Raw genomic sequence first — 22,200 nt, 5'->3', positions numbered from 1 at the left:
ATGAGTTCAGGCCTTCGCCGCTTCGGGTTGAAGCTCGTACAGAGGGCTACGCCCGAGCGCTAGCAACAACACGGCACCCAATAGCGAGGCGGCAGTGCAATAAACCAGCATTGCCGAATAGGTACTGGTGAGGTTGAGCATCGCTGCAAACAGCAAAGGGGCTGCTGCCGAAGCCACGGTAATCAGGCCCTGATGCAGGCCGAACAGACGACCGTACTCTCTGAGACCGAAGTATCGTGCGATGAGGAATGCGGCAATATCGAACTCGGCACCTGCACCAAGTCCGATGAGCGCTGCGGCAACGCTCAGCATTCCAAGTTCGGTTTGTCCCGACAGAAAGATCAGACAGCCGACAGCAGGCAGCGACAGACTGATCGCTGCCACACCGGGCGGCCACAAGCGGTCGAGCAGATAGCCCACCACGAGCCGGCCCAATATGAGCGACACGCCGAAATAGCCGAACACGACGGCGGCATCTGCAGCAGAGAGCCCTTTATCGCGCAGCATCGGAACGGTACTGGTAACCAGGCCGACCACTGCCGACACGACCAGCGAGAGCGCCACGTTGCAGATCCAGAAGCGAGGCGACGCCAAGCCTTCCGCAAAGCTCATGCCGGTGATCAGAAGCCGCGGGCCAGCGTCGGACAATGGCTCTTGATCCCTGCCGTGTGCCGCCTTGTCCACGACGGCCGGCAATCGAAACCACCACAGCGTCAGCGGAATCCCGACGAATACGTTGAGCAACGCGAGAATCACGAAGGCTGCACGCCAATCCCAGGCGTCCACGCCCCAACTAAGCAGCCGCGGTACCAAGGCAGCGGTGATACCCGTGCCAGAGAGGCCGATCGCCAGCGCCAGACCCCGGTTGCGGTGAAACCACAGATTGAGCAGTTGCGTCCAGGTCACTGCCAGCGCCCCCATGCCAATGATCGGTAACATGAAGAACGCGAAATAGAGCGACCAGATAGACCCTCCAATCAAGGTCGTCGCCAGGTAGCCCAGCGCCATCGACAGCAGCGAAAGCACCGTGACGCGCTTCATGCCGAAACGCATGTTGAGCCAGCCCACCAGTTGCAAACCAATGACTGCGCCGCCAAAAAGGAAGGTAATGGCCGCCTGAAGGCTGCTGCGCTGCCAGCCAAACGCCTGCTCAAGTGGAATCACCAGCACGCCAAAACCGTAGAGCAGGGCCGCATTGATACTGATCGCAACGCCCACCACAGACAGGGCGACGATCTGCCAACCCTGCCTGAACTCATCGAGGTTGATTGCCGCGCGGTTTGCACCTGCTGTCATTGCCCTGCTCCCCTCGCGCTGACTGCGGGCGCCGCTGGACACTCCATGAAAGCGCCCGCCCTCATTACAGGAAAATCGCCAAGTTGGGCGTGCCGAGCACCGCCTGATCGAGGATCACCTCACGACGGGCAAGTTTGAAGCTGGAACCGTCAGCTCTGAGAACATCGTGCCGTTCGCCACTGATGAGGTCCATGTCGGGCGAGTCGAAACGGCTGCGCGTCATCAACAGATTGCTGATCACTTCGAACTCTTCGCTCTCTGCGGTCGCAAAAACCTGCACGTTGCCGACAATCCGGCGGGTGCGTGACGGAGGATCCTCCGCCCACGCGCTCCGGGTCTCGGTGAGCCGCATGATGCGCCCCATGATCGAGCGGTAATTGTCGTGATAGTGCTGGACAGTGCGGATGATCGACTGCGCCTGCTGCGACATCGGACGAGTCTGGCGCAGCGGTGCGGTGTAGACGAGGTCTGTCGCGAGGATTGATCCCCACTCCTTAAGTCGGATCGAGTCGAGCAGCGCGGCCTCCTGATAGAGGAAGCTGACGATGCGGTTATAGGTCTCGCTCCCGTACGGAACGGATTCGCCACGCGTGGGGGCGGTGTTTTCAGCTTCGTGTTGTGCAGCGTTCATGTCTGGCTCCTAGGAATTCGTCTGGTTCAGGTGCGGGCGTTCATCAGCTCATTCCAGTACAACCACCAGTGCCACTGGGTGTCGTCCTTCGTGAAGCCCTCATTGACGATGCCGGGACCCGGCCAGCCTTTCGGCGCACCCGTCTCATACACAGCCTGATACTTGAGCGTAGAGCGCCGTCCGCGCGCACCCTTTGCCGCCAGAGTCATGTGCGGCCAAGTGTCGGAGTCATCCTGCTCGACCATGCCAGACGTACCGAAGAGCTGAATGCTCTGCATCAGCATCTTCTCCTTCAGTTCGGCAGGCGCATCCTTCTCTGCCAGCACCCAGTTCACGAACTCAAGCTGATCGGGCCCCTTCGGTACATAGGCATGCAACAGGGTGAGACCGAGTACCGTTCCGTCTGCCTGGGGGATGTACACGAAAGCAAACAGCACATTGGGGAAAATCCCGCCAACCTGAGGTGGCATCGACACCACGACCTCAAGTTGCTCCTTACTCAGTCGCTTCATCAGCTGCGGCAGCATTTCGCGCGTTACACCAGGCGGCGGAAGTGCCTCGAGCTTTTGCTCCACGCTCAGCTCCGCCGGATCGAGTCCGGTGAGTTTCTTGATCTTGCGGCCGAGATCGATGCATCGCAGTGCATGTCCGTGTGGCGAGCTGACCTCTACCCCATACATCTCGGGAGAAAGATCGGCACTGCCGCCATCGCCGCTCTTGGAATAGTTGCCAACCTCACCCAACCAGCGGTGCAGGGTGAGCGTGTGGTATCCGTCTGCAGCAGACTGCTCACCAGCAGCTTTCCAGTTGGCTCTTACGATAAAGCGCTGCGGTGGGCCGAGCACCTCAAGACCGTTGTCGCTGCGCTCAAACAGCGTGTCGAAATACCATTTGGCATCGCCAAGGAACTCATCGAAGGACGGACCTTCGATATCCCACGTCGCAAAGATGATTCCGCCATACAACGCGACGCGTGCCTGGGGCAGACCGAGCTCCTCCTTGGGCATCATGCGGCCGTGCATGCACTCCTTCTCGACCGGCGCACCGATGAACTCGCCGTTTGGCCGGAACGCCCAGCCATGGTAAATGCACTTGTGAATCTGGGTATTACCCGCGTCGACGGTGGAGATACGCATGCCCCGGTGCGGACAGACGTTGAGCGAGACATGAATTGCGCCATCCTTTGCCCGCGCAACGATCACGGAATCGGACCCCATGTCACGAACGATGAAGTCTCCGGATGCCGGAATCTCCGACTCATGGCCAAGCAACAGCCAAGTCCTGCCAAAGACGCGATCCATCTCCAGTTGATAGATCTCAGGATCGGACAATGCACGCATCTGAACTTCGCGCGTGGGTACGCTAACGAGATCCTCCAAACGGGTGCCATCCGCCAGCGTATAGCCTGCGTTACTTGACATTGATATCTCCTCTCAGGGTTAGAGACCGCCACAAGGACGGGATCGACTCATCAGGCCTTTCCGGCCACTTTTACTTGTCTGTCCGGATCACGCCGGGTACGCATGAATTGCGTTCAACTCAGGGGGACGGCTGTGGGAAGTCAGGGTCGCGTTACGCGAGTGCGCAGGACACCGATACCCTCAACCTCAAGCTCGACCACATCATTGGGTTTCAGATAGCGCAGATGCTCAAGTCCACACCCGTTTCCGACGGTGCCAGATCCGAGAACCTCGCCCGGGTACAGGGTTTCCGAGCGGGAGATATGCGCGATCACATCCTCGAACGTCCAACGCATGTCGCGCGTCGTCCCCCTGCCCCACTCTTCGCCGTTTACTCGCGCAATCATGGTCAGGTCATAGGGATCAGGCAGTTCGTCGGCCGTTACGAGGCAGGGCCCCATCACGTTTCCGGTATCAAAGTCCTTGCTCTTGGCGGGCCCGAGCATTCCGGGCATCTCCAATGCCTGAGCATCGCGGGCACTCATGTCATTGAAGATCGTGTAGCCAACAATGTAGTCACGCGCCATCTCGCGCGGCACATCCTTCGCTTTGCGCCCGATGTAGCAAGCGAACTCAAGCTCGAAGTCCATCGCCTTGCTGTACGACGGCCAGATCACTTCATCATCCGGCCCGATCACGGCGAAGCGATTGCATTTGTAATAGATCGGCTGGCGGTTAAAGGTGTCGATGACGCGCTCGTCCGCACGCGTGTTCATCTGCCTCAAGGCCTCTTCCGGATCCGGCAGATGTGCCACCCTGGACCGCCGAGCGGCAGCAAAGGCTTGCTTCAGATGCAGTTCGAAACATGAACAGTCGCGCATCTGCGGTGGCGGCTGAATCGGTGCACAAAGTTTCACCGTGTTGCGTGGAATGACCGCCTCAGTCGGGGCACGCGTAACGAGCGCGCGTGCCGCAGCCAGTGCTTCGCTGCCGCCCTCAACCAGCGCCAGTGTGCTTCCGAACACAGGCAAGGCCGAGCCATTCAGAATGCCGCTCGCCTGCGCAAGGTCTACGATCAGCGTATCCGACTCGATCAATGCGCCTGCACGCTGATGGCCAACGGCGTCGCGAAAAGTAACCAACCTCATCTGTGTCTCCTTTTGCGAGGCCCGTACCGGGTAATCCGGTCAGGCCTTCGTTGTTGTGTCTTTGGATGATGGTGACTGCCGACCCGTTGGGGCCGTGAAAGCCTGCCTACACCCTTCCGGCCACCGGCACACTTGCGCCGGTCACGGCGGACGCATCATCCGAAAGCAGAAATGAAATCACCGCGGAGATCTTCTCCGATGGCACCCAACGGCTGAAATCCGCCTCCGGCATATCGGCTCGATTAGTTGGCGTATCGATGATGCTCGGCATCACCGCATTGACCGTGACACCGCGATCCTTGAGTTCTTCAGCAAGCGACTCGGTAAGGCGGAGTACGCCAGACTTCGATGCAGCGTACGCCGCCATACCCACATCCGCCTTGAGTGCGGCAAGTGCGCCGACATTGACGATGCGTCCGTTTCCCGTTTCGATCAGGTGAGACAGGGCTGCCCGACAGCTCACCACTGCGGTGCGCACATTCATTTCGTACATGCGATCCCATGTCTTGAGTGAGCCAGTTTCGACCGGCTCCCATGTAAAGCCGCCCGCAACATTCACGACCCCATGGATCGCACCCAATGCTTCGCGGACCTGCTCATATGCAGCAGTACAAGCAGACTCATCACCAAGATCGACGGCACCAATAGCGATAGAGACCCCAGGCGGAAGCGCACCTGCGGGCTCAACTGCGCGATCGATCAGAGCAACGCGCGCACCATCCTCGATCAAGCGACGGGCAAGTGCGCGGCCAAGCGCGCCGAACCCACCTGTTACCACAATAGAACGGCCTTCGAGTCTGCAAGTCATGTGCGTTTTCATCCTGATATGGCCCTCAACGTTCAATCTCTGAAGGCACCATTGACGAACAAACTTTAGACAGTTTTTAAACTTCTGTCTATATGTTAATGTGTGACCCTGCTTGACCACGGGTCAAACATCGACTGGACACATCCATGACTCGAAAACTTCCTGCGATTACTGCGGATAGCGCGCCGTTCTGGCAAGGCGGCGAAAGCGGGCAATTGCAGATACACAAGTGCGCAGCCTGCAATCGTTACTTCCACCCGCCCGCGCCGATCTGCCCGAGCTGCTGCAGCCGGGAGGTCGCACCTCAACCGGTTTCGGGCAAAGGCAAGGTCCTCAGTTTTACGATCAACCATCAGGCCTGGCGCCCCGACCTCGATGTCCCCTACGTGGTGGCAATTGTTGAGTTGCCTGAGCAGACGGGACTACGTTTCGTAACCAATATCGTTGGGTTGCCTCCGGAGGCCGTGCGCATCGACATGCCGGTACGCGTGCGCTTCGAACAACAAGAAGACGTATGGCTCCCCGTGTTCGAGAAGGACGAGTAATGTTTGATCGTATTTTCGAAAAAGACGTCGCAATCAGCGGCGTCGGTCAATCGGCCGTTGGGCGCCCACTTGCGCGCTCCGGGATGCAACTGACCCTGGACGCCTGCCTTGAGGCCATCGCCGATGCGGGCCTGACCCGTGACGATATTGACGGCGTCGCCTGCTGGCCGGGTGACAACAATAATGGTGATGCCTTTTCACCGGTCGGCCCCAATGCGCTGATCGGCACGCTCGGGCTCAAGGTCAATTGGTATGGCGGTGGATACGAAGGCCCCGGCCCCCTGGCAGGTGTGATCAATGGCGCCATGGCCATTGCTGCCGGGCTTTGTCGGCACGTACTGGTATTTCGCACGATCACCGAAGCCAGCCGGCGACAGGTCGACAAGAACGCCGGCGCACTCACGAACAAGACGGTGGGGCGCGACAGCAGTTTCTTCTGGCAGTGGTATACGCCGTTTAACGTGCTCTCGGCAATCAATCTGATGGCGCTCTACACCCAACGCCATTTTCATGAGTACGGCACGACTCCGGAGCAACTTGCACAGATCGCTCTGACCTGTCGCGCCAACGCTGCGCTCAATCCAAAAGCGATCTACAGAACGCCACTCAGCATGGACGACTATCTGTCCTCACGGATGATCTCCACGCCACTGCGCTTGCTCGACTGCGACGTACATTGCGATGCATCGACCGCGATCATCCTGTCGCGTGCCGACGCAGCAAAGGATGGCCCCAACCGTCCGATCCGCATCGAAGCCATGGGTGCAGCACTCCACCAGCCATGGTCATGGGATCAGATCGACCTCACCGCTACTGCAGCCCGCGATGTCGGCGAGATGATGTGGGCGCGCACCGACCTGAAGCCGTCCGATGTAGGGTCTGCACAACTCTATGACGGCTTTTCGATTCTCACGATGCTCTGGCTGGAAGGCTTGAAACTGTGCCCCCGCGGCGAAAGCGGTCGCTACGTTGAAGGCGGGCAGCGCATCGCCCGAAATGGAGAGCTACCGATCAACACCAACGGAGGACAACTCTCCGGCGGTCGCACCCACGGCCTTGGCTATGTTCACGAGGCATGCAGCCAACTATGGGGACGTGCCGGAGATCGCCAGGTCAAACCGCATAACGTTTCAGTTGTTGCTGCCGGCGGAGGCCCCCTGGGTGGAAGCCTCCTGTTGGTTAGGGAATGAACGAAGACGCCCAGACGTCTCTTCATTCATTTGCATCCGAACAAAAACACCGTGAGAGGTGAACCAACAATGAAACGCGCAACGCTTGCCGTATTACTCATTCTGTTCGCTGCCGCCACACCACAAGTGAGTTCGGCTCAGGAACCAACCTCTTCCGCAGCGGGGATCACTGAAACCTCCTCTGATGCGGTGCGTGCGCAGGCACTGCTTGCCCGTGCCGTATCACGTATTAAAGAGGTCGGCGACCGCGCGCTCGCGGAATTCGGACGGCAGGGGGAATTCACCGACAAGGAACTCTATGTTTACGTGCTCGATACCAATGGAACAATGCTCACCAGCGGCGGTTCGTCAGCGACCTTGATCGGCCGCAACCTCTCGCAGATGCGAGACGTCACGGGCAAACCGTTCTTCGCAGAGATACTGGATAAGGCGCGAACTGTTGGTTACGGAGAGGTCGACTATCGCTGGCTGAACTGGGCCGACAATTCGGTGCAGCGTAAGCATGCCTACTTCGAGAAAGTCGGGGATCGGATCCTCTCCGTCGGCTACTACATCAATCGCTCCTCACCCGAACAGACACGCGCATTTCTGGACCGCGCAGTCGAAGCCATGGAAATCGAGCCGTCAAGCGCAATCAGAGAATTCAACCGGCTCGACGGACGGTTCGTACAGGACGATTTGTATGTCTTCGTGATCGATCGGGAGAGCGGTCACTTCGTCGCTCACGGCAGCATGCCGCGCCTCGTCGGCACTGATGGGAGCGAACTACGCGATAAGGCTGGCACACCGATCATTCGTCCAATGCTTGATCAAGCCGCGCGCGACAAAAGCGGAGAACTCGACTACCTCTGGAAGAATCCCGTAACCCGCAAGACCGAACCAAAACGCACGGTTTTCAAGGTTGTGGATCGATACATCGTTGCTGTCGGCTATTTCAAGCCCTGAACGCTACAGGAAACATCCAGCCAATCCACCCACACAGCATCTTGAATCGCCTTTTCGTATCTTTCGTAGTATTCTTTATTCAGAATAAAATTCTTTAAAGAGATAAAACTGAAGATCGATTCGGTCAAACGCTGACCATGTCGAGGAGAAGCGATGAAAGAGCGAGAAGACGACGACAGTGGAACCCGCAGCACGGGCACAGTGATCGTCAAGCCGGTCGTTAATGCCATACGTATTTTGCAACACCTTACGGAGAGCGGCTCGCCGGAGCGATCGTCAGATATGGCGCGCGCACTGTCGATCAATCCAAGCACGTGCTTCAATATTCTGCGAACGCTGGCCAGTGAGGAAATGGTCACTTTCGACCCCGTGTCAAAGACGTACACCCCGGGTCTTGGTCTCGCACGACTGGTGGGGCATCTCGTCAGCCAGGGCCAGCGGCTTGATGTTGCACAGCCCTTGATGCAGGACTTCGCAGCTCGATTTCATGTCACGGTCACCCTGTGGCGACAGATGAGCAGCGAACGGATCGTCCTGGTCAAATCGGAGACAAGTCCAACCGATCTGCGTATCGACATGGCCATTGGTCAACGGCTTCCGATCCTTATGGGCGCGAGTGGGCGACTGTTTGCGGCGCACATGAAACTCGACGAGGACGCCATGCGAACCGTATTCGATCGCATGCGTTGGGCACGTCCGCTTGATTTCAGCGAATACTGCGATCAGGTTCAGCACGCGCGCGAACACGGTTGGGCAATGGACGACGGCTACTTCTCAGCTGGCATCATGGCCATCGCGGCTCCCATCCATGACCGATACGGTGAACTGTCCTTCACCATATCGGCAGTCATGTTTCGCGGTCAGTACATCGGCGACGAAGCGACGAAGATCGGCGTGGAGATACGCCGTCTGGCGGAAAAGCTTTCCAACCTCCTGATCTAGCGCTTCACCGGCCCCTCCAACACAGCCGATAAGTAGATCCATGTTCGCTCGTTGTTAAACGTGACAGTTTTCTAAATTCTGTGCATAATCTTTTCATCGATCTTGAAGATCGTGCATAGAACAGGAGACACGCCATGAGCGAACAGAACGCAAAACAACATAAAGTCATTGTTGACCGCAGCCGTTGCTGCGGATACGGCCTATGCGCCGCCTTGTGCCCCGACGTCTACAAGCTGGATGCCGACGGTATCGTCTTTCTTGAGAGTGAGTATGTGCCCGAGGGCCAGGAAGAGGCTGCCATCGAGGGAGCTGCCGCATGCCCTGCGGAAGCGATTCAGATCGAAGCCCCCGCGGACTGAACCCGGCACCATCACGCGGACTTGCACAGTTCCCTGGAGATAGCACATGAGTCGCCTTTCAGGAAAAGTTGCCCTTATCACGGGCACGGGCGGTGGCCAGGGTCGCGTCGCCGCACTACGCTTCGCGCGCGAAGGCGCCCTCGTAGTTGGTTGCGACACCGACGCTGCAGCGCACGAAGAGACCCGCCGTCTGATGAACGCAGAAGGCTTCGAGCTTCATGGAGCAGCCCCTGTCGACCTTGGCGATCATGCCCAGGCACAGGCCTGGGTCCAGTCCGCAGCAGACCAGTTCGGGCGGATCGACATCCTCTACAACAACGCTTCCGCAGCACGCTTCGCTCCGGTCGCAGACATGTCGATCGAGGATTGGCACTACACCATCCGCAACGAGATCGACCTGATCTTCTTTACCACCAAGCACGCATGGAATCACCTCGCCGTTCGCGGTGGGGTGATCCTGAACATCGCATCGACTGCGGCGTGGGCCGGTTCGAGGGTCGCCGGCATCAGCGCACACTGCGCGGCCAAAGGTGCGGTCGTGTCCTTTACCCGCCAACTCGCGGTGGAGGGCGCTCCAGTTGGCATCCGTGCGATCAGCATCAGTCCGGGCTTTGTCCGAACCCCGGGGACGGCTGCGTTCGTGGACAACCCAGTGATGCGCAAGGCCCTTCTCGACGGCGTACTACAGGATCGCCCGGGTGAGCCTGACGAGGTCGTGTCCCTCGCACTATATGTTGCATCGGACGAAGCCGGCTTCATGACGGGATCTGATCTTGTCATCGACGGAGGGCTGCTGGCGGTCTGACTGCACCGACAGCCCTCTCCCGCCCAACAGCGAATGAATGCCCTCTCGGCACAAACGAACTGAAAGCAATCAGTGCAAATCGCGGTGGAATTCGCGAGCGCAGGCTTCACAACTTAGGAGGAAGACAGCATGGACATCATCGGCATTGGCTACCTTGGTTTCGAGACCACCAAACTCGACGAGTGGCGCGATTACGGCCCCAAGGTTATGGGTTTCCAGATCGGTAACGCTCCCGAATCCGACCCTGATTCGCTCTATTTCAAGCTGGATGACCGGCGTCACAGAATCGCGCTTCATCCCGGCAAGATTGACCGAATTGCCTATATCGGCTGGGAGGCTCGCGGCAAACTGGAGTTTCATGCGGCCGTTGAGCGTTTTCGCAATCACAACATCGAGATCACTGTAGGAGACGCCGAACTCTGCGCGACACGCGGCGTAAAGGAGCTCATCCGGTTCCGCGATCCTGTTGGCTACCAGCATGAGCTGTTTTATGCGCAAAAATGGTCGCCGCGTTCCTTCGTTCCAGGTCGGCCACACGGCGGATTCGTCTGCGGTGCCCGCGGCGTCGGCCACGTCGTGCTGATCACGCCCGAATACACGCCGGAGCTTGATCACTTTCTCACCGGCATCATGGGCATGCACTGGTACGGGTCGGGGGCAGGAAAGGGCAAAACCGGGTTCTTCCGCTCAAAGCTCAACAACCAGACCAGCCATGACATCGCCTACGGTTTTGGTCCGGGTCGTGCTGGCGTGCAGCATATCGGGCTCTTTGTGAGCAACGTGCGTGATGTGGGCGAAACGTACGACCTTGTGAAGAAGCACGGACACGACATGATGATGACGCTGGGTCAGCACACTCAGGACCCGCATATGTCCTTCTATCATTTCACCCCCTCGGGTTTTGCCATCGAATGCATCACGGAGCTCGAACCGTGGCACGAAGACGGCTTTGAACTCAACCCTGAGCAGCTGTCGACATGGGGCCATGAGATTGTCGGCCCGATTCTCGGCCCCAGCGTAAAGACGCCTGAGGAGATTTTCGACCCGGAAGTTCTCGCCCTCAAGCGCTGAACATCCGCGTCTGCAAGGACGGCCAGATCGCGCCCACGCCTACTCGAATTCCTCTCGTGCGATGACGCACATATCCATCACCGGAGTCATCGATGTACAGCCATATTCTTGTTCCCACCGATGGTACGCATCTCTCCAGCCAGACGGTTTCCCAGGCGATTGACTTCGCCCGCAGCGTGGGTGCGCGCATCACCTTTTTCTACGCTGACATCGACGCCAGTGCCTCGCTCACGGAAGATGGCGCACTGATTCACCTGCTTGATCCGGCGCTTTACCAAGATGACTTTGGCGGTCGCGCGCGCGAGATTTTGTCAAAGGCTGAAGTCTCCGCACGTGCGAGCGAGATAGACTGCCAATGCGTCAGTCGCCCGAGCAATCGCCCACATGAGGCAATCCTCGCCGCAGCCACCGAACTGGGGTGTGACCTCATCTTCATGGCCTCGCACGGTCCGCGCAGCATTGGAGGACTGATGCTGGGATCGGAAACTTTGAAAGTTCTTGCCGCAAGCCGCGTCCCGGTGCTTGTCTCCTCCGTCGAAAAGAACGATCCAAGCCCAGACATGACCAAGGTGTGCGCCATCATCAAGGACGAGCACAGAGCGATCGCGGTTGTGTCATACGGCATGCGCATGCTTGCAGGCACGCTGCGTGAAGGCGAAGCTGCAGACGTCACCCTGCTCGACTCCATGCTGAACTACCTTGGCGAGTTCCCGGCAAAACTCCATCATCCCAAGGAGGATGCCTATCTTTTCGCCGCGCTCCAGCGTCGAACCTCCGCACTCGATCCGGTTATCGCCGATCTTCAGCGACAGCACCGCGAATCCGACGGGCACCTGAGTAGCGTCAGGGAAGCGCTCGGCCGCTATGTTTCCGCGCCCGAAGAAGAGGCTAACAACCTTGCAAGCGTTGTCGACGCATTCGCCCAAGGCCAACTCAAACACATCGCAGTCGAAGAGCAGGAGATCATCCCCGGCGCACGTACGCATCTCCAGCAAGAAGACTGGAAAGAAATTTCCGCCGCATTCGGCCGCAACGGCGACCCGCGCTTCAACAACGGTGAGCGCGAGTTCTATCGGCGCATTTACTCCCGAATCGCCAACATGCATCAAAGTCTGAAACGTATGGGTGCCGCCCGCCAGTGAAGGACGACAGCCCCTGGGCGCCGTTGCGGCATCCTCCATTCCGCGCACTGTGGATCGCCGCAATCGTTGTCAATCTATCGATGTGGATGCAGAACATCGGTGCAGCCTGGCGGATGACCGAGCTTGAACCCGACTCTCCGCTGATGGTGTCGCTTGTGCAGACAGCCATGGCGTTACCCGCTTTTCTCCTTGGCCTGCCCAGCGGCGTGCTCGCGGACATGGTTAACAGGCGGCGCTTCCTGATCATCACCCAGTCCTGCTCTCTCGCTAGCGCTGCTCTCCTCACCGCACTCGCTTATGGGGGCGTGATGGGCTCGTGGCTATTGCTCGGGCTTACGTTTGCGCTGGGCACAAGTAACGCATTTGGCATGTCGGCATGGGTGGCATCCAATATTGACAGCGCTCCGAAAGGCCAAATTCCGGCGTCGATAGCACTATCCACAGTAACGCCCAATATCGCCAGAGTGGTTGGCCCGGCAGTCGCCGGCGCATTGATTGCCGTGGCCGGTACACCCACCCTGTTCGCACTCGTCACACTCGGCTTTTTGCTCTCGCTGCTCCTGCTGCGCGCAATGCCTGACTCGACCGCGCGGCCAAGCCTTCCCCCAGAACGGATGTGGAACGGCATCCGCAGCGGTTTGCGTTACATGCGGCACTCTACGCAGATTCGCCAGACCTTGCGCCTCGTATTTGTTTTTGTAACCGCAGGCAGCGGAATCTGGGCCTTGCTTCCACTCGTGGCACGAGAGCAGTTGGGTCTGGGGCCAGGTGGCTTCGGCTTGCTTTTGGGCAGCCTTGGCGTCGGCGCCGTTGTAGCGGCTCTCCAGATCGCACGGTTTTACAAACGATTTTCTGTACGTCGAATCGTCACCATTGGCGCTTTAACGTTCGCTGCCGTCACCGCGTTAATTCCGTTTGTCACTGACATAGCGCTGACATGCGCACTTTTGGCAATTGGCGGAATGGCATGGATGGCGGTGAACACCAGTTCAGGCACGGTCATCCAGACCTCGGCGGCTGCTTGGGTGCGCGCACGCGTGGCTTCCGTCTACCTGCTGGTAATCATGGGAGCAATGGCGGCTGGTGGCGTCCTGTGGGGCGCAGTAGCGGAGCGCGCAGGGGTCGCCGGGAGTCTGTGGATTGCTGCTGCCTGCATCGTTGTTGGCTTGATGCTGACTGGACGCGCCCACATGCATCTCGGGTCCGAGAATGACTTCGGTACTGTCGAAGGCGCTGCACTAGACTGCGTCTCAGCCGAGGCGGAAACGCTGGACCACAACGCCGGACCGGTAGCGGTCGAAATTCGCTATTCGATTCGTGCAGAGCACCACGAAAATTTCATTGCCGTGGCTCGCGAACTCGGCCTTGCCCGCAAACGCAATGGTGCGATCGCATGGCGGCTTTATCGCGACCTTGAACACCCGGAGCAGCAGATTGAACGCTTCTTGGTCGACTCATGGCTCGATTATCTACGCCAGCGCGACCGGATAACTCGTCGTGACCAGGAACTGGAAGAGCAACTCCTAGCACTCAGCCACGATGGACGGAGCGAGACTCGACGCTACATCGCCGAAGCTTGAGTAACGAAACAGCACCCGATTCTGTACTGAAAAATGAAGTGAAGGCCCCGCTCACCTCGCAAAGCTTGCGAGCCGAAAAAAATCGTCGGGCGTATTTTCCGTATGCGGATGATAAGCATGGTGATGGTTGTCCAGAACAGCCTGAAGATCACAAGGCGCCAACCGATCGCATCCAAGCTCCTCACCAATCAACAAGCTGGGGAACATTCCGTTCGACCCAGCAAGCATCACCCCTGCTGCAACGCTCAATACCAGTGTCTTGATCATCATCACGCCTCCTCCTGTCACCAATCGATCACCACTTCTAGCGAGCGGCAGATTCTTTATGTGGAATACTGATTCCTGTGTCAGATTAGTTCAGCGAATAGCAGAATACAAGTTTTTTTGCACACTTTTCTGTATTACGTCTATTTTTATGCAAATTGACGTGATCATCGACGCATACATTCCACGCTGAGGATGCGGTGACCAATCATGTTCAGCAAAAAAAACCCACCGGCCGCAGGCCGATGGGTCAAGCTATCTTCGGTGGGCAATTCGCGGGAGAGGGATCGCTGCCTCACCGAAGAATCCGATTTCAGAGCGCCCTGAGCAGTTCAGGTACGACAGCGAAGAGATCACCGACCAGCCCATAGTCAGCGACCTGGAAGATAGGAGCCTCGGGATCCTTGTTGATCGCCACGATCACCTTGCTGTCCTTCATGCCGGCAAGGTGCTGAATCGCGCCGGAAATACCAATTGCGAAATACACCTGAGGCGCCACAACCTTGCCGGTCTGACCAACCTGATAATCGTTAGGCACAAAGCCAGCATCAACGGCTGCACGACTGGCGCCGAGTGCTGCACCAAGCTTGTCGGCGAGCGGCTCAAGCATCTCACGGTAACTCTCACCGCTTCCAAGCCCTCGTCCACCCGAAACGATAATGCTCGCCGCGCCAAGCTCCGGACGCTCGCTCTTAGTCAGCTCACGAACAACCAGGCGTGTCATTCCCAGGTCGTCGCGTTCGGCCACCGCTTCAACGACGGCACTCCCGCCTAATCCTGCAGGCTCGAACATGGTCGTGCGTACCGTGATCACTTTGACCGAATCGCAACTCTGCACAGTTGCAATCGCATTTCCTGCGTAAATCGGACGCTGAAAGGTGTCAGCCGAATCGACTGCACTGATTTCGGAGATCTGCGCAACATCCAGCATTGCAGAGACCCTAGGGCAAAGGTTTTTGCCTGCTGGCGTCGCGGCCGCAAGAATATGGCTGTACCCCTCTGCGATCGCCACGACCAAGTCAGCGATGTTCTCGGCAGTCTGCGCTTCGTAATGCAGAGCCTCTGCATGTAGCACTTTCGCAACGCCTGCAATTGCCGCCGCCTGAGACACAACGCCGGCGCAGCCGCTACCGGCAACGAGCACATGTACTTCGCCACCAATCTTCGCCGAGGCCCCAACTGTGTTAAGTGTGGCGCCCTTCAGCGTGTGGTTGTCGTGTTCGGCAATAACAAGAATTGTCATCAGATCACCTTTGCTTCGTTCTTTAGTTTTTCGACCAGCGTAGCCACATCTGGCACCATCACACCGGCGCTACGCTTGGGTGGCTCTCCCACTCGAAGCGTCTTCAGGCGTGGCGTCACATCGACACCAAGGTCCGCTGGCGCGATTGTTTCCAAGGGCTTCTTCTTCGCCTTCATAATGTTGGGCAAGGTCGCATAGCGAGGTTCATTCAGTCTCAAATCCGTGGTCACGACAGCTGGCAGCGGCATCTCCAGCGTCTCTAGACCGCCGTCGATTTCGCGGGTTACCGTGACCTTTTCGCCGCTAATCACCACTTTGGAGGCGAAAGTCGCCTGCGGCCAGCCTGCGAGCGCAGCAAGCATTTGCCCGGTCTGGTTCGCATCATCGTCGATCGCCTGCTTACCCAGGATTACCAGGTGCGGCGCTTCCTTGTCACACAGCGCCTTCAGCAGTTTTGCCACAGCAAGCGGCTGCAACTCGATGTCTGTTTCAACCAGGATGCTGCGGTCCGCGCCAATGGCCATGGCGTTGCGCAGGGTTTCCTGACACTGGGCAACGCCGCAGGACACTGCGATGACCTCGGTCGCAATACCAGCCTCCTTGAGCCGCACGGCCTCTTCCACCGCGATCTCGTCGAAGGGGTTCATGCTCATCTTTACGTTGGCAAGCTCGACGCCGCTGCCGTCACCCTTGACGCGCACCTTGACGTTGTAATCGACCACGCGCTTAACGGGTACGAGGATCTTCATTGTTTACTCCATGCAATTTTCATGTTCAACCGGCCATGGCGAACGCTCAGGCCAGCACCTCAAACGGCACACCTGTCTTGGCTCGAACTTCCTCGAGGGTGACACCTTCATGGAGATCCTTCAGCACAAGCCCCTGCCCGGGAATGACGTCGAAGACGCACAGATCGGTGATGATCATGTTGACGCAGGCCTTGCCCGTAATCGGCAAGGTGCAGTGCGGAACAATCTTGGGCATGCCGTCCTTGGAGCAGTGCTCCATCAGCACGATTACGCGCCGCACGCCAGACACCAGATCCATCGCACCGCCGGGCCCCTTCACCATCTTGCCGGGGACCATCCAATTTGCGATATCACCCTGGTCCGTCACTTCGAGTGCGCCAAGGATTGACAGATCCACATGACCGCCGCGAATCATCGCAAAGGAATCAGCACTGGAAAAAAAGCTGCCTCCCGGGATCGCGGTGATGGTCTGCTTACCGGCGTTGATCAGGTCGGGATCTACCGCCTCAGCAGACGGGAAAGGACCAATACCCAGCAGGCCGTTCTCGGACTGCAGGGTGACGTTGATTCCGGGCGGGATGAAGTTCGCCACCAGGGTCGGAATTCCGATTCCAAGGTTCACGTAGTAACCGTCGCGCAGCTCCTTGGCAGCCCGCTGCGCCATCATCAGCCTGGTAGCCGATTCCTTCCTGGAGGCTGCTGCACCCTGAACGGTCCGGAACTCAATGCGTTTCTCGTAGCTGGGGCCAAGGACGATCCGGTCGACGTAGATGCCAGGCGTTTCGATATCGTCCGGATCAAGCTCGCCGACTTCGACCAGTTCTTCGACCTCAGCCACGGTCACTCTGCCGCAGGTGGCAATCATCGGGTTGAAGTTGCGTGCGGTCTTCCTGTAGACGAGGTTGCCCGCCTTGTCGCCCTTCCACGCTTTAACGATGGCAACGTCCGCTGAGATGGCTTCCTCTAGGACGTACTCCTTACCACCAAAAGATCGCAGATCTTTCCCTTCGGCCAGCAGCGTGCCGTAACCAGTCCGCGTGTAGAAACCGGGAATGCCGGCCCCGCCCGCCCTGAGCTTTTCGGCCAAAGTGCCCTGAGGCGTGAGCTGCAGTTCAAGCTCTCCAGAGAGAACCTGACGTTCGAACTCCTTGTTCTCACCAACATAGGAGGCAATCACCTTCTTGACCTGCCGGTTCTGAAGCAACAAACCCATCCCAAAGTCATCCACACCGGCATTGTTGCCGACGATAGTCAGCTCTTTTACGCCACTGTCGCGCAAGGCAACGATAAGATTCTCAGGGATGCCACACAGCCCAAACCCGCCTGCTGCAACCGTCATTTCGTCATGAAGCAGGCCCGCGAGCGCGCCTGACGCAGATGCAAAAACTTTGTTCATGGTTCTCTCAGTCGGTGAAATCGAAAGGGGAAACAACGTAAGGGGACCCCGCTCAAACAGTCAGGCCCGCAGTGCCTCCCGTACCTCCCGTCCTGATGGCGCCGCGCCACCTGGGGAGTGTTTGCGGTAGTTGACCAGCAGCGCCGTTTGCCGAACATGCGCCTCATGCATGTTTCGCTCTTTGACATGGCCATAGCCCCTGATCATCTCGGGCACGCGTGCCAGATCGATCGCAAAGGAAAGATTTTCTGCAGTGAGTGAGGTGGAGAATTCTTCAATCAAGGCCAGGTAGTCCGCCACCAGTCGACGCTCCTGACGACGCTCCTCTGTTCGCCCGAACGGATCCAGCGCTGTGCCACGCAAGCCTTTGAAGCGCGCAAGCAGCTTGAAGGCGCCCATCATCCAGCTGCCATAGCGACGCTTCAGCAGATGCCCGTCGGCATCACGCTTCGCACTAAGGGGCGGTGCCAGATAGAAATTGAGCTGATAGTCGCGGCCGGGCTCGCCCTCGAACTGCTGGCGCAACTGGTCGAGGAAAACCGGATCAGCATGCAGACGCGCAACCTCGTATTCATCCTTGTACGCCATCAGCTTGGCCAGGTTGCAAGCGACCGCATCGGTCAATTGCAGCTTGCCAGTCCCGACCACGTGCTGCTCTGCTTCGCGCACGCTTGCAACGGCATCGCTGTAGCGCCGTGCATACCTTTCATTCTGATAGGCAGTCAGCAACTCGATCCGGCGCGCGATGACACGATCGAGCGATACCGGCATTTCCATGACCACCGCTTCGGTGGTGCGGGCGGCCGGTGCAGCAGGCAGTGCAGAGCGATCATGCGCAGCAAGCCGCCCCCACTCGAATGCCTGCTTGTTCTTCTCTACGGCAACCGCGTTGAGTTCGATTGCGCGCAACAGCGCGTCCTTGCCCAGCGGCAACCATCCCTTCTGCCATGCATAACCAAGCAACAAAGGATTGGCGTAAAGCGTATCGCCGAGCAATTGGAGCGCGAGTGCATTCGCATCGATGAATTCGCAGTCCTCGCCAACGCCAGCACGGATGTCATTCTCTGCAGCCACCCCGGGAAACTTCCAGTCCGGATTGGAGAGAAACTCCGCAGCAGGTGTCCTTGCGCTGTTGACCACCGCGCGGGTCAATCCTTGTCGCACCTTCGACAAGACCTCGCCCGAGGCCGATACGATCTCGTCGCAGCCGATCAGCACGTTCGCTTCGCCGGTCGCGATCCGGGTGGCATGAATCTCTTCCGGTGTCGCCGCCACCTGAACGTGGCTCATCACCGCCCCGCCCTTCTGTGCCAGACCGGTCATATCGAGTACGGTGACACCCTTGTTTTCGAGGTGCGAGGCCATGCCGATGAGTGCACCGATGGTGACGACGCCCGTCCCACCAACTCCGGTCACGACGATTCCGCAAGGCTTGTCGAGCAACGGAAGAACTGGCTCGGGAACCACGATCGACTGCCCAGTGCGGCTCGCTTCAACCGCAGGCGGCTTGCGCAACTGGGCGCCCTCGGCCGTGACGAAGCTCGGGCAGAAACCCTTAAGGCACGAAAAATCCTTATTGCACGAACTCTGGTTGATCTTGCGCTTGGTGCCGAGTGGCGTTTCCATCGGCTCCACCGACAGGCAGTTGGACGCCACTGAGCAGTCGCCGCAGCCTTCGCATACGGCTGGATTGATAAAGGCGCGACGTGCCGGGTCGGGATACTCACCACGCTTACGGCGGCGGCGCTTTTCGGTGGCACAAGTCTGGTCGTAGATCAGGATCGACACATCCTGCAACTCGCGCAACTGCTTCTGCAGCGCATCTAATTCGTCTCGATGGTGCACCGTCACGTGCTCAGGCAAGCCTTTGCGCTCCGAATACTTCTCCGGCTCGTCAGTAACGATCAGAATCCGGCCGGCACCTTCCGCAGCTACCTGACAGGCAATCTGGGGCACGGTAAGCGTTCCATCAACCGGCTGACCACCTGTCATGGCCACTGCATCGTTAAACAGAATTTTGTACGTGATGTTTGCGCCTGCTGCGATGGCGGCGCGGATCGCGAGCATCCCGGAGTGAAAGTAGGTACCGTCTCCCAAGTTTACGAATACATGCTTGTCGCCGGAGAAATGCATCTGCCCCAGCCAGCTCACACCCTCCCCCCCCATCTGGGTGAAGGTCTCCGTGCTGCGATCCATCCACATCGCCATGTAGTGACAACCGATTCCGGCGAGCGCTCGCGAGCCTTCGGGGACGCGGGTGGAAGTGTTGTGCGGGCACCCTGAGCAGAACCATGGTTTGCGCTCGACGGTAATGCGCGGGCGTGCGGCCTCGCGCTCTTTGGCCTCGATCACCTCGATCCGCGCCATCAAGCGGGCATGCACATCATCAGGCAGACCAACCCGATCAAGCCGTAGCGCAATTGCCTTGGCAATGATCGCAGGCGACAGTTCGTAACGCGCCGGTAGCAGCCATTGCCCACGCGGCACTGACCATTCGCCGCCTGCATTGTTGCGCTCATCAAACTTCCCGTAGATACGGGGACGGACATCCTCACGCCAGTTGTACAGTTCTTCCTTCAGCGCGTATTCGAGAATCTGGCGCTTTTCCTCGACCACCAGAATTTCTTCGAGTCCGGTCGCAAACTCGCGTGCATCCTGCGCGTCGAGCGGCCAGACGCAACCCACCTTGAAAAGTCGGATGCCGATGCGCTGACAGGCTTCCTCGTCCAGACCAAGATCGGTCAGCGCCTGACGCACATCGAGATAGGCCTTGCCCGCGGCCATGATGCCAAGGCGCGCATTAGGCGAATCGACCACAACCTTGTTGAGTTTGTTGGCACGGATGTACTCGAGCGCGGCGTACCACTTGTAATCGAGCATGCGCGCTTCCTGCGCTAGCGGGGTATCGGGCCAGCGGATGTTCAGTCCCCCCTCGGGCATCTCGAAATGCTCGGGGATCACTATCTTCAAGCGTTCCGGGTCGATATCGACCGAGGCCGAGGACTCAACCACGTCGGTCACGCACTTCATCGACACCCATAGGCCCGAATAACGGCTCATCGCCCAGGCGTGCAAACCGAAGTCGAGGTATTCCTGAACATTGGCCGGGTACAGCACCGGGATACCGCAGGCAATGAGAAGGTGTTCCGACTGGTGTGCAACCGATGACGACTTGGCCGCGTGATCGTCGCCTGCCAGCATCAGCACCCCACCATGTGGCGAAGTTCCAGCGGCATTGGCGTGCTTGAGCACATCGGCCGAACGATCAACACCCGGTCCCTTTCCGTACCACATGCCGAACACGCCATCGCGCTGAGCATTGGCATAAAGATTGACCTGCTGCGTACCCCACACTGCGGTTGCGGCAAGATCCTCGTTGAGACCCGGCTGAAAGACCACATCGTGGCTGGCAAGATGTTTCTTGGCCTTCCACAAGGCGAGGTCAAGTCCACCGAGCGGCGACCCACGGTAGCCCGAGATATATCCAGCAGTGTTCAGCCCGGCAAGCCGGTCACGCTCTTTCTGCAGCATCGGCAGTCGCGCGAGAGCCTGGGTGCCGCTGATATACACCCGTCCAACTGCCTTGGTGTACTTGTCGTCAAGACTGACCGACGCCATGGCCCCTGCAGCCTCTGCAGAAAGTGGTGAGTTCATCCGTGTCTCCAGTCCTTCATTATTTGAACATATAGTAGAAACATGTTCATCTATCGTAAAGTCACGAATAATGAGTTCTGGTATCAGGAAAACAGATGTCAGCAGATAACAGTGTCACCCTGCGCCAACTGCGCTACTTCGTCGCCGCAGCCGAAACGGGACAGTTCTCAATGGCCGCCACTCGAGCCCATGTCTCCCAATCGGCCATCACCAACGCGGTGCTGTTGCTGGAAGCCTCGCTTGGTGTGCGCCTTTTCGACCGAAAACCGCACGGAGTCAGCCTCACCGCCGAAGGTCACGGCTTCTATCAACGCACCCGTCACATTCTTGATTCGCTTGAAGATGCGCTGCGCGAACCTCGTTTCCAGGCCCACCACCTCAAGGGCGCGATCCGAATCGGCGCCTCCTACACCGTGCTCGGCTACTTTCTTCCTCCCCTGCTCGCTCGTTTCCGCGCCAACTATCCCGACCTTGGACTGGACCTGCGCGACATGAACCGCGCCGAGATCGAGAAAGCTGTAGAGAGCGAAGAGATTGAACTCGGCGTCGTCATCCTCTCCAACGTCACCGAACGCGAACGCTTTGGCCACCACGTCTTGTTGCGATCGCGGCGTCAGCTATGGACCTCAGCCGACCACCCCTTGCTGCAAAAGGACAATGCCGCACTGGAAGACATCGCCGCCTACCCCTACATTCAGATCACCGTAGACGAAGGCGAACGCTCCACGCAGCGCTACTGGCAAGCCCGAGGTATCGCTCCCGACATCGCCTTCCGCACCGGCGCAGTAGAAGCCCTGCGCGGCCTGATCGCCCACGGCTTCGGCGTCACCATACTGTCGGACATGATGTATCGCCCGTGGTCCCTCGAAGGAAAGAAAATCGAATCCCGCCCCATCCTCGACGTTGTACCCGACATGGAGGTGGGACTGATCTGGAAGCGCGGCGCCGAACTAGCTCGTCCAGCGGATGCGTTCAGGCAGTTTTTGATTCAGACATGTGGGAGTTGAGTGGGCTACGGGGAGTCATCGACGA

20 protein-coding genes are annotated in these 22,200 nt (G+C 58.5%); 10 read left to right on the top strand and 10 right to left on the bottom strand.

Features of this window, described 5'->3' with window-relative positions; translation table 11 throughout:
* Positions 1-6: 6 nt before the first annotated feature.
* The 5 genes from AC22G6_RS19425 to AC22G6_RS19405 form a co-directional block, all read right to left on the bottom strand.
* Positions 7-1,296: an MFS transporter gene (locus AC22G6_RS19425; RefSeq protein ID WP_108947953.1), complete on the bottom strand. Its 1,290-nt coding sequence runs from the start codon at positions 1,294-1,296 to the stop codon at positions 7-9.
* 64 nt (positions 1,297-1,360) lie between these two features.
* Positions 1,361-1,927 carry an aromatic-ring-hydroxylating dioxygenase subunit beta gene (locus AC22G6_RS19420; protein WP_108947952.1) on the bottom strand — a complete coding sequence of 189 codons (567 nt, stop codon included), beginning with the start codon at positions 1,925-1,927 and terminating at the stop codon, positions 1,361-1,363.
* A 26-nt stretch (positions 1,928-1,953) separates the two neighbouring features.
* Positions 1,954-3,348 (bottom strand): aromatic ring-hydroxylating dioxygenase subunit alpha, encoded by a 1,395-nt coding sequence (locus tag AC22G6_RS19415; protein WP_108947951.1) that lies wholly within the window; start codon positions 3,346-3,348, stop codon positions 1,954-1,956.
* A gap of 140 nt (positions 3,349-3,488) precedes the next feature.
* Positions 3,489-4,475, bottom strand: a complete 987-nt coding sequence (locus AC22G6_RS19410) for a fumarylacetoacetate hydrolase family protein (RefSeq protein WP_108947950.1) — start codon at positions 4,473-4,475, stop codon at positions 3,489-3,491.
* A gap of 106 nt (positions 4,476-4,581) precedes the next feature.
* Positions 4,582-5,295 carry an SDR family NAD(P)-dependent oxidoreductase gene (locus AC22G6_RS19405; RefSeq protein WP_487368134.1) on the bottom strand — a complete coding sequence of 238 codons (714 nt, stop codon included), beginning with the start codon at positions 5,293-5,295 and terminating at the stop codon, positions 4,582-4,584.
* Between the two features lie 134 nt (positions 5,296-5,429).
* Here AC22G6_RS19405 and AC22G6_RS19400 point away from each other — a divergent pair, with 134 nt between their 5' ends.
* From AC22G6_RS19400 to AC22G6_RS19360, 9 genes are all read left to right on the top strand, one after another.
* Positions 5,430-5,828: a Zn-ribbon domain-containing OB-fold protein gene (locus tag AC22G6_RS19400; protein WP_108947949.1), complete on the top strand. Its 399-nt coding sequence runs from the start codon at positions 5,430-5,432 to the stop codon at positions 5,826-5,828.
* A complete protein-coding gene (locus AC22G6_RS19395) occupies positions 5,828-7,018 on the top strand; it encodes a thiolase family protein (RefSeq protein ID WP_108947948.1) in 1,191 nt (396 codons plus the stop codon). Before AC22G6_RS19400 ends, AC22G6_RS19395 begins: the two co-directional genes overlap by 1 nt.
* Before the next feature lie 69 nt (positions 7,019-7,087).
* A complete protein-coding gene (locus AC22G6_RS19390; protein ID WP_487368133.1) occupies positions 7,088-7,963 on the top strand; it encodes a cache domain-containing protein in 876 nt (291 codons plus the stop codon).
* A 153-nt stretch (positions 7,964-8,116) separates the two neighbouring features.
* A complete protein-coding gene (locus AC22G6_RS19385) occupies positions 8,117-8,905 on the top strand; it encodes an IclR family transcriptional regulator (protein WP_108947946.1) in 789 nt (262 codons plus the stop codon).
* Positions 8,906-9,039: 134 nt separating this feature from the next.
* Positions 9,040-9,264 (top strand): ferredoxin, encoded by a 225-nt coding sequence (locus AC22G6_RS19380; RefSeq protein ID WP_108947945.1) that lies wholly within the window; start codon positions 9,040-9,042, stop codon positions 9,262-9,264.
* A gap of 46 nt (positions 9,265-9,310) precedes the next feature.
* Positions 9,311-10,069 (top strand): SDR family NAD(P)-dependent oxidoreductase, encoded by a 759-nt coding sequence (locus tag AC22G6_RS19375; protein WP_487368132.1) that lies wholly within the window; start codon positions 9,311-9,313, stop codon positions 10,067-10,069.
* Between the two features lie 129 nt (positions 10,070-10,198).
* Positions 10,199-11,140: a VOC family protein gene (locus AC22G6_RS19370; protein WP_108947943.1), complete on the top strand. Its 942-nt coding sequence runs from the start codon at positions 10,199-10,201 to the stop codon at positions 11,138-11,140.
* 92 nt (positions 11,141-11,232) lie between these two features.
* Positions 11,233-12,282, top strand: coding sequence for a universal stress protein (locus AC22G6_RS19365; protein ID WP_487368131.1), 1,050 nt, complete (start codon positions 11,233-11,235; stop codon positions 12,280-12,282).
* Positions 12,279-13,862 (top strand): MFS transporter, encoded by a 1,584-nt coding sequence (locus AC22G6_RS19360; RefSeq protein ID WP_487368130.1) that lies wholly within the window; start codon positions 12,279-12,281, stop codon positions 13,860-13,862. Before AC22G6_RS19365 ends, AC22G6_RS19360 begins: the two co-directional genes overlap by 4 nt.
* Positions 13,863-13,913: 51 nt before the next feature.
* On the opposite strand, the gene AC22G6_RS19355 is transcribed toward AC22G6_RS19360, so the two are convergent.
* From AC22G6_RS19355 to AC22G6_RS19335, 5 genes are all read right to left on the bottom strand, one after another.
* On the bottom strand, positions 13,914-14,132 hold the full coding sequence (locus AC22G6_RS19355; RefSeq protein ID WP_487368129.1) for a hypothetical protein: 219 nt from the start codon (positions 14,130-14,132) through the stop codon (positions 13,914-13,916).
* Between the two features lie 307 nt (positions 14,133-14,439).
* On the bottom strand, positions 14,440-15,369 hold the full coding sequence (locus AC22G6_RS19350; protein WP_487368128.1) for an electron transfer flavoprotein subunit alpha/FixB family protein: 930 nt from the start codon (positions 15,367-15,369) through the stop codon (positions 14,440-14,442).
* Entirely contained in the window at positions 15,369-16,118 is a 750-nt protein-coding gene (locus tag AC22G6_RS19345; protein ID WP_487368127.1) for an electron transfer flavoprotein subunit beta/FixA family protein, read from the bottom strand. Before AC22G6_RS19345 ends, AC22G6_RS19350 begins: the two co-directional genes overlap by 1 nt.
* A gap of 46 nt (positions 16,119-16,164) precedes the next feature.
* Positions 16,165-17,514, bottom strand: coding sequence for a 3-oxoacid CoA-transferase subunit B (locus AC22G6_RS19340; RefSeq protein ID WP_487368126.1), 1,350 nt, complete (start codon positions 17,512-17,514; stop codon positions 16,165-16,167).
* A gap of 60 nt (positions 17,515-17,574) precedes the next feature.
* Positions 17,575-21,168 (bottom strand): indolepyruvate ferredoxin oxidoreductase family protein, encoded by a 3,594-nt coding sequence (locus tag AC22G6_RS19335; RefSeq protein WP_487368125.1) that lies wholly within the window; start codon positions 21,166-21,168, stop codon positions 17,575-17,577.
* A gap of 95 nt (positions 21,169-21,263) precedes the next feature.
* On the opposite strand from AC22G6_RS19335, the gene AC22G6_RS19330 reads away from it, so the two are divergent.
* Positions 21,264-22,175, top strand: a complete 912-nt coding sequence (locus AC22G6_RS19330) for a LysR family transcriptional regulator (RefSeq protein ID WP_108947935.1) — start codon at positions 21,264-21,266, stop codon at positions 22,173-22,175.
* Positions 22,176-22,200 lie beyond the last annotated feature (25 nt).

This window comes from Parazoarcus sp. PS-13 R2A (assembly GCF_057621855.1).
This window is presented reverse-complemented; position numbering and strand designations above follow the sequence as displayed.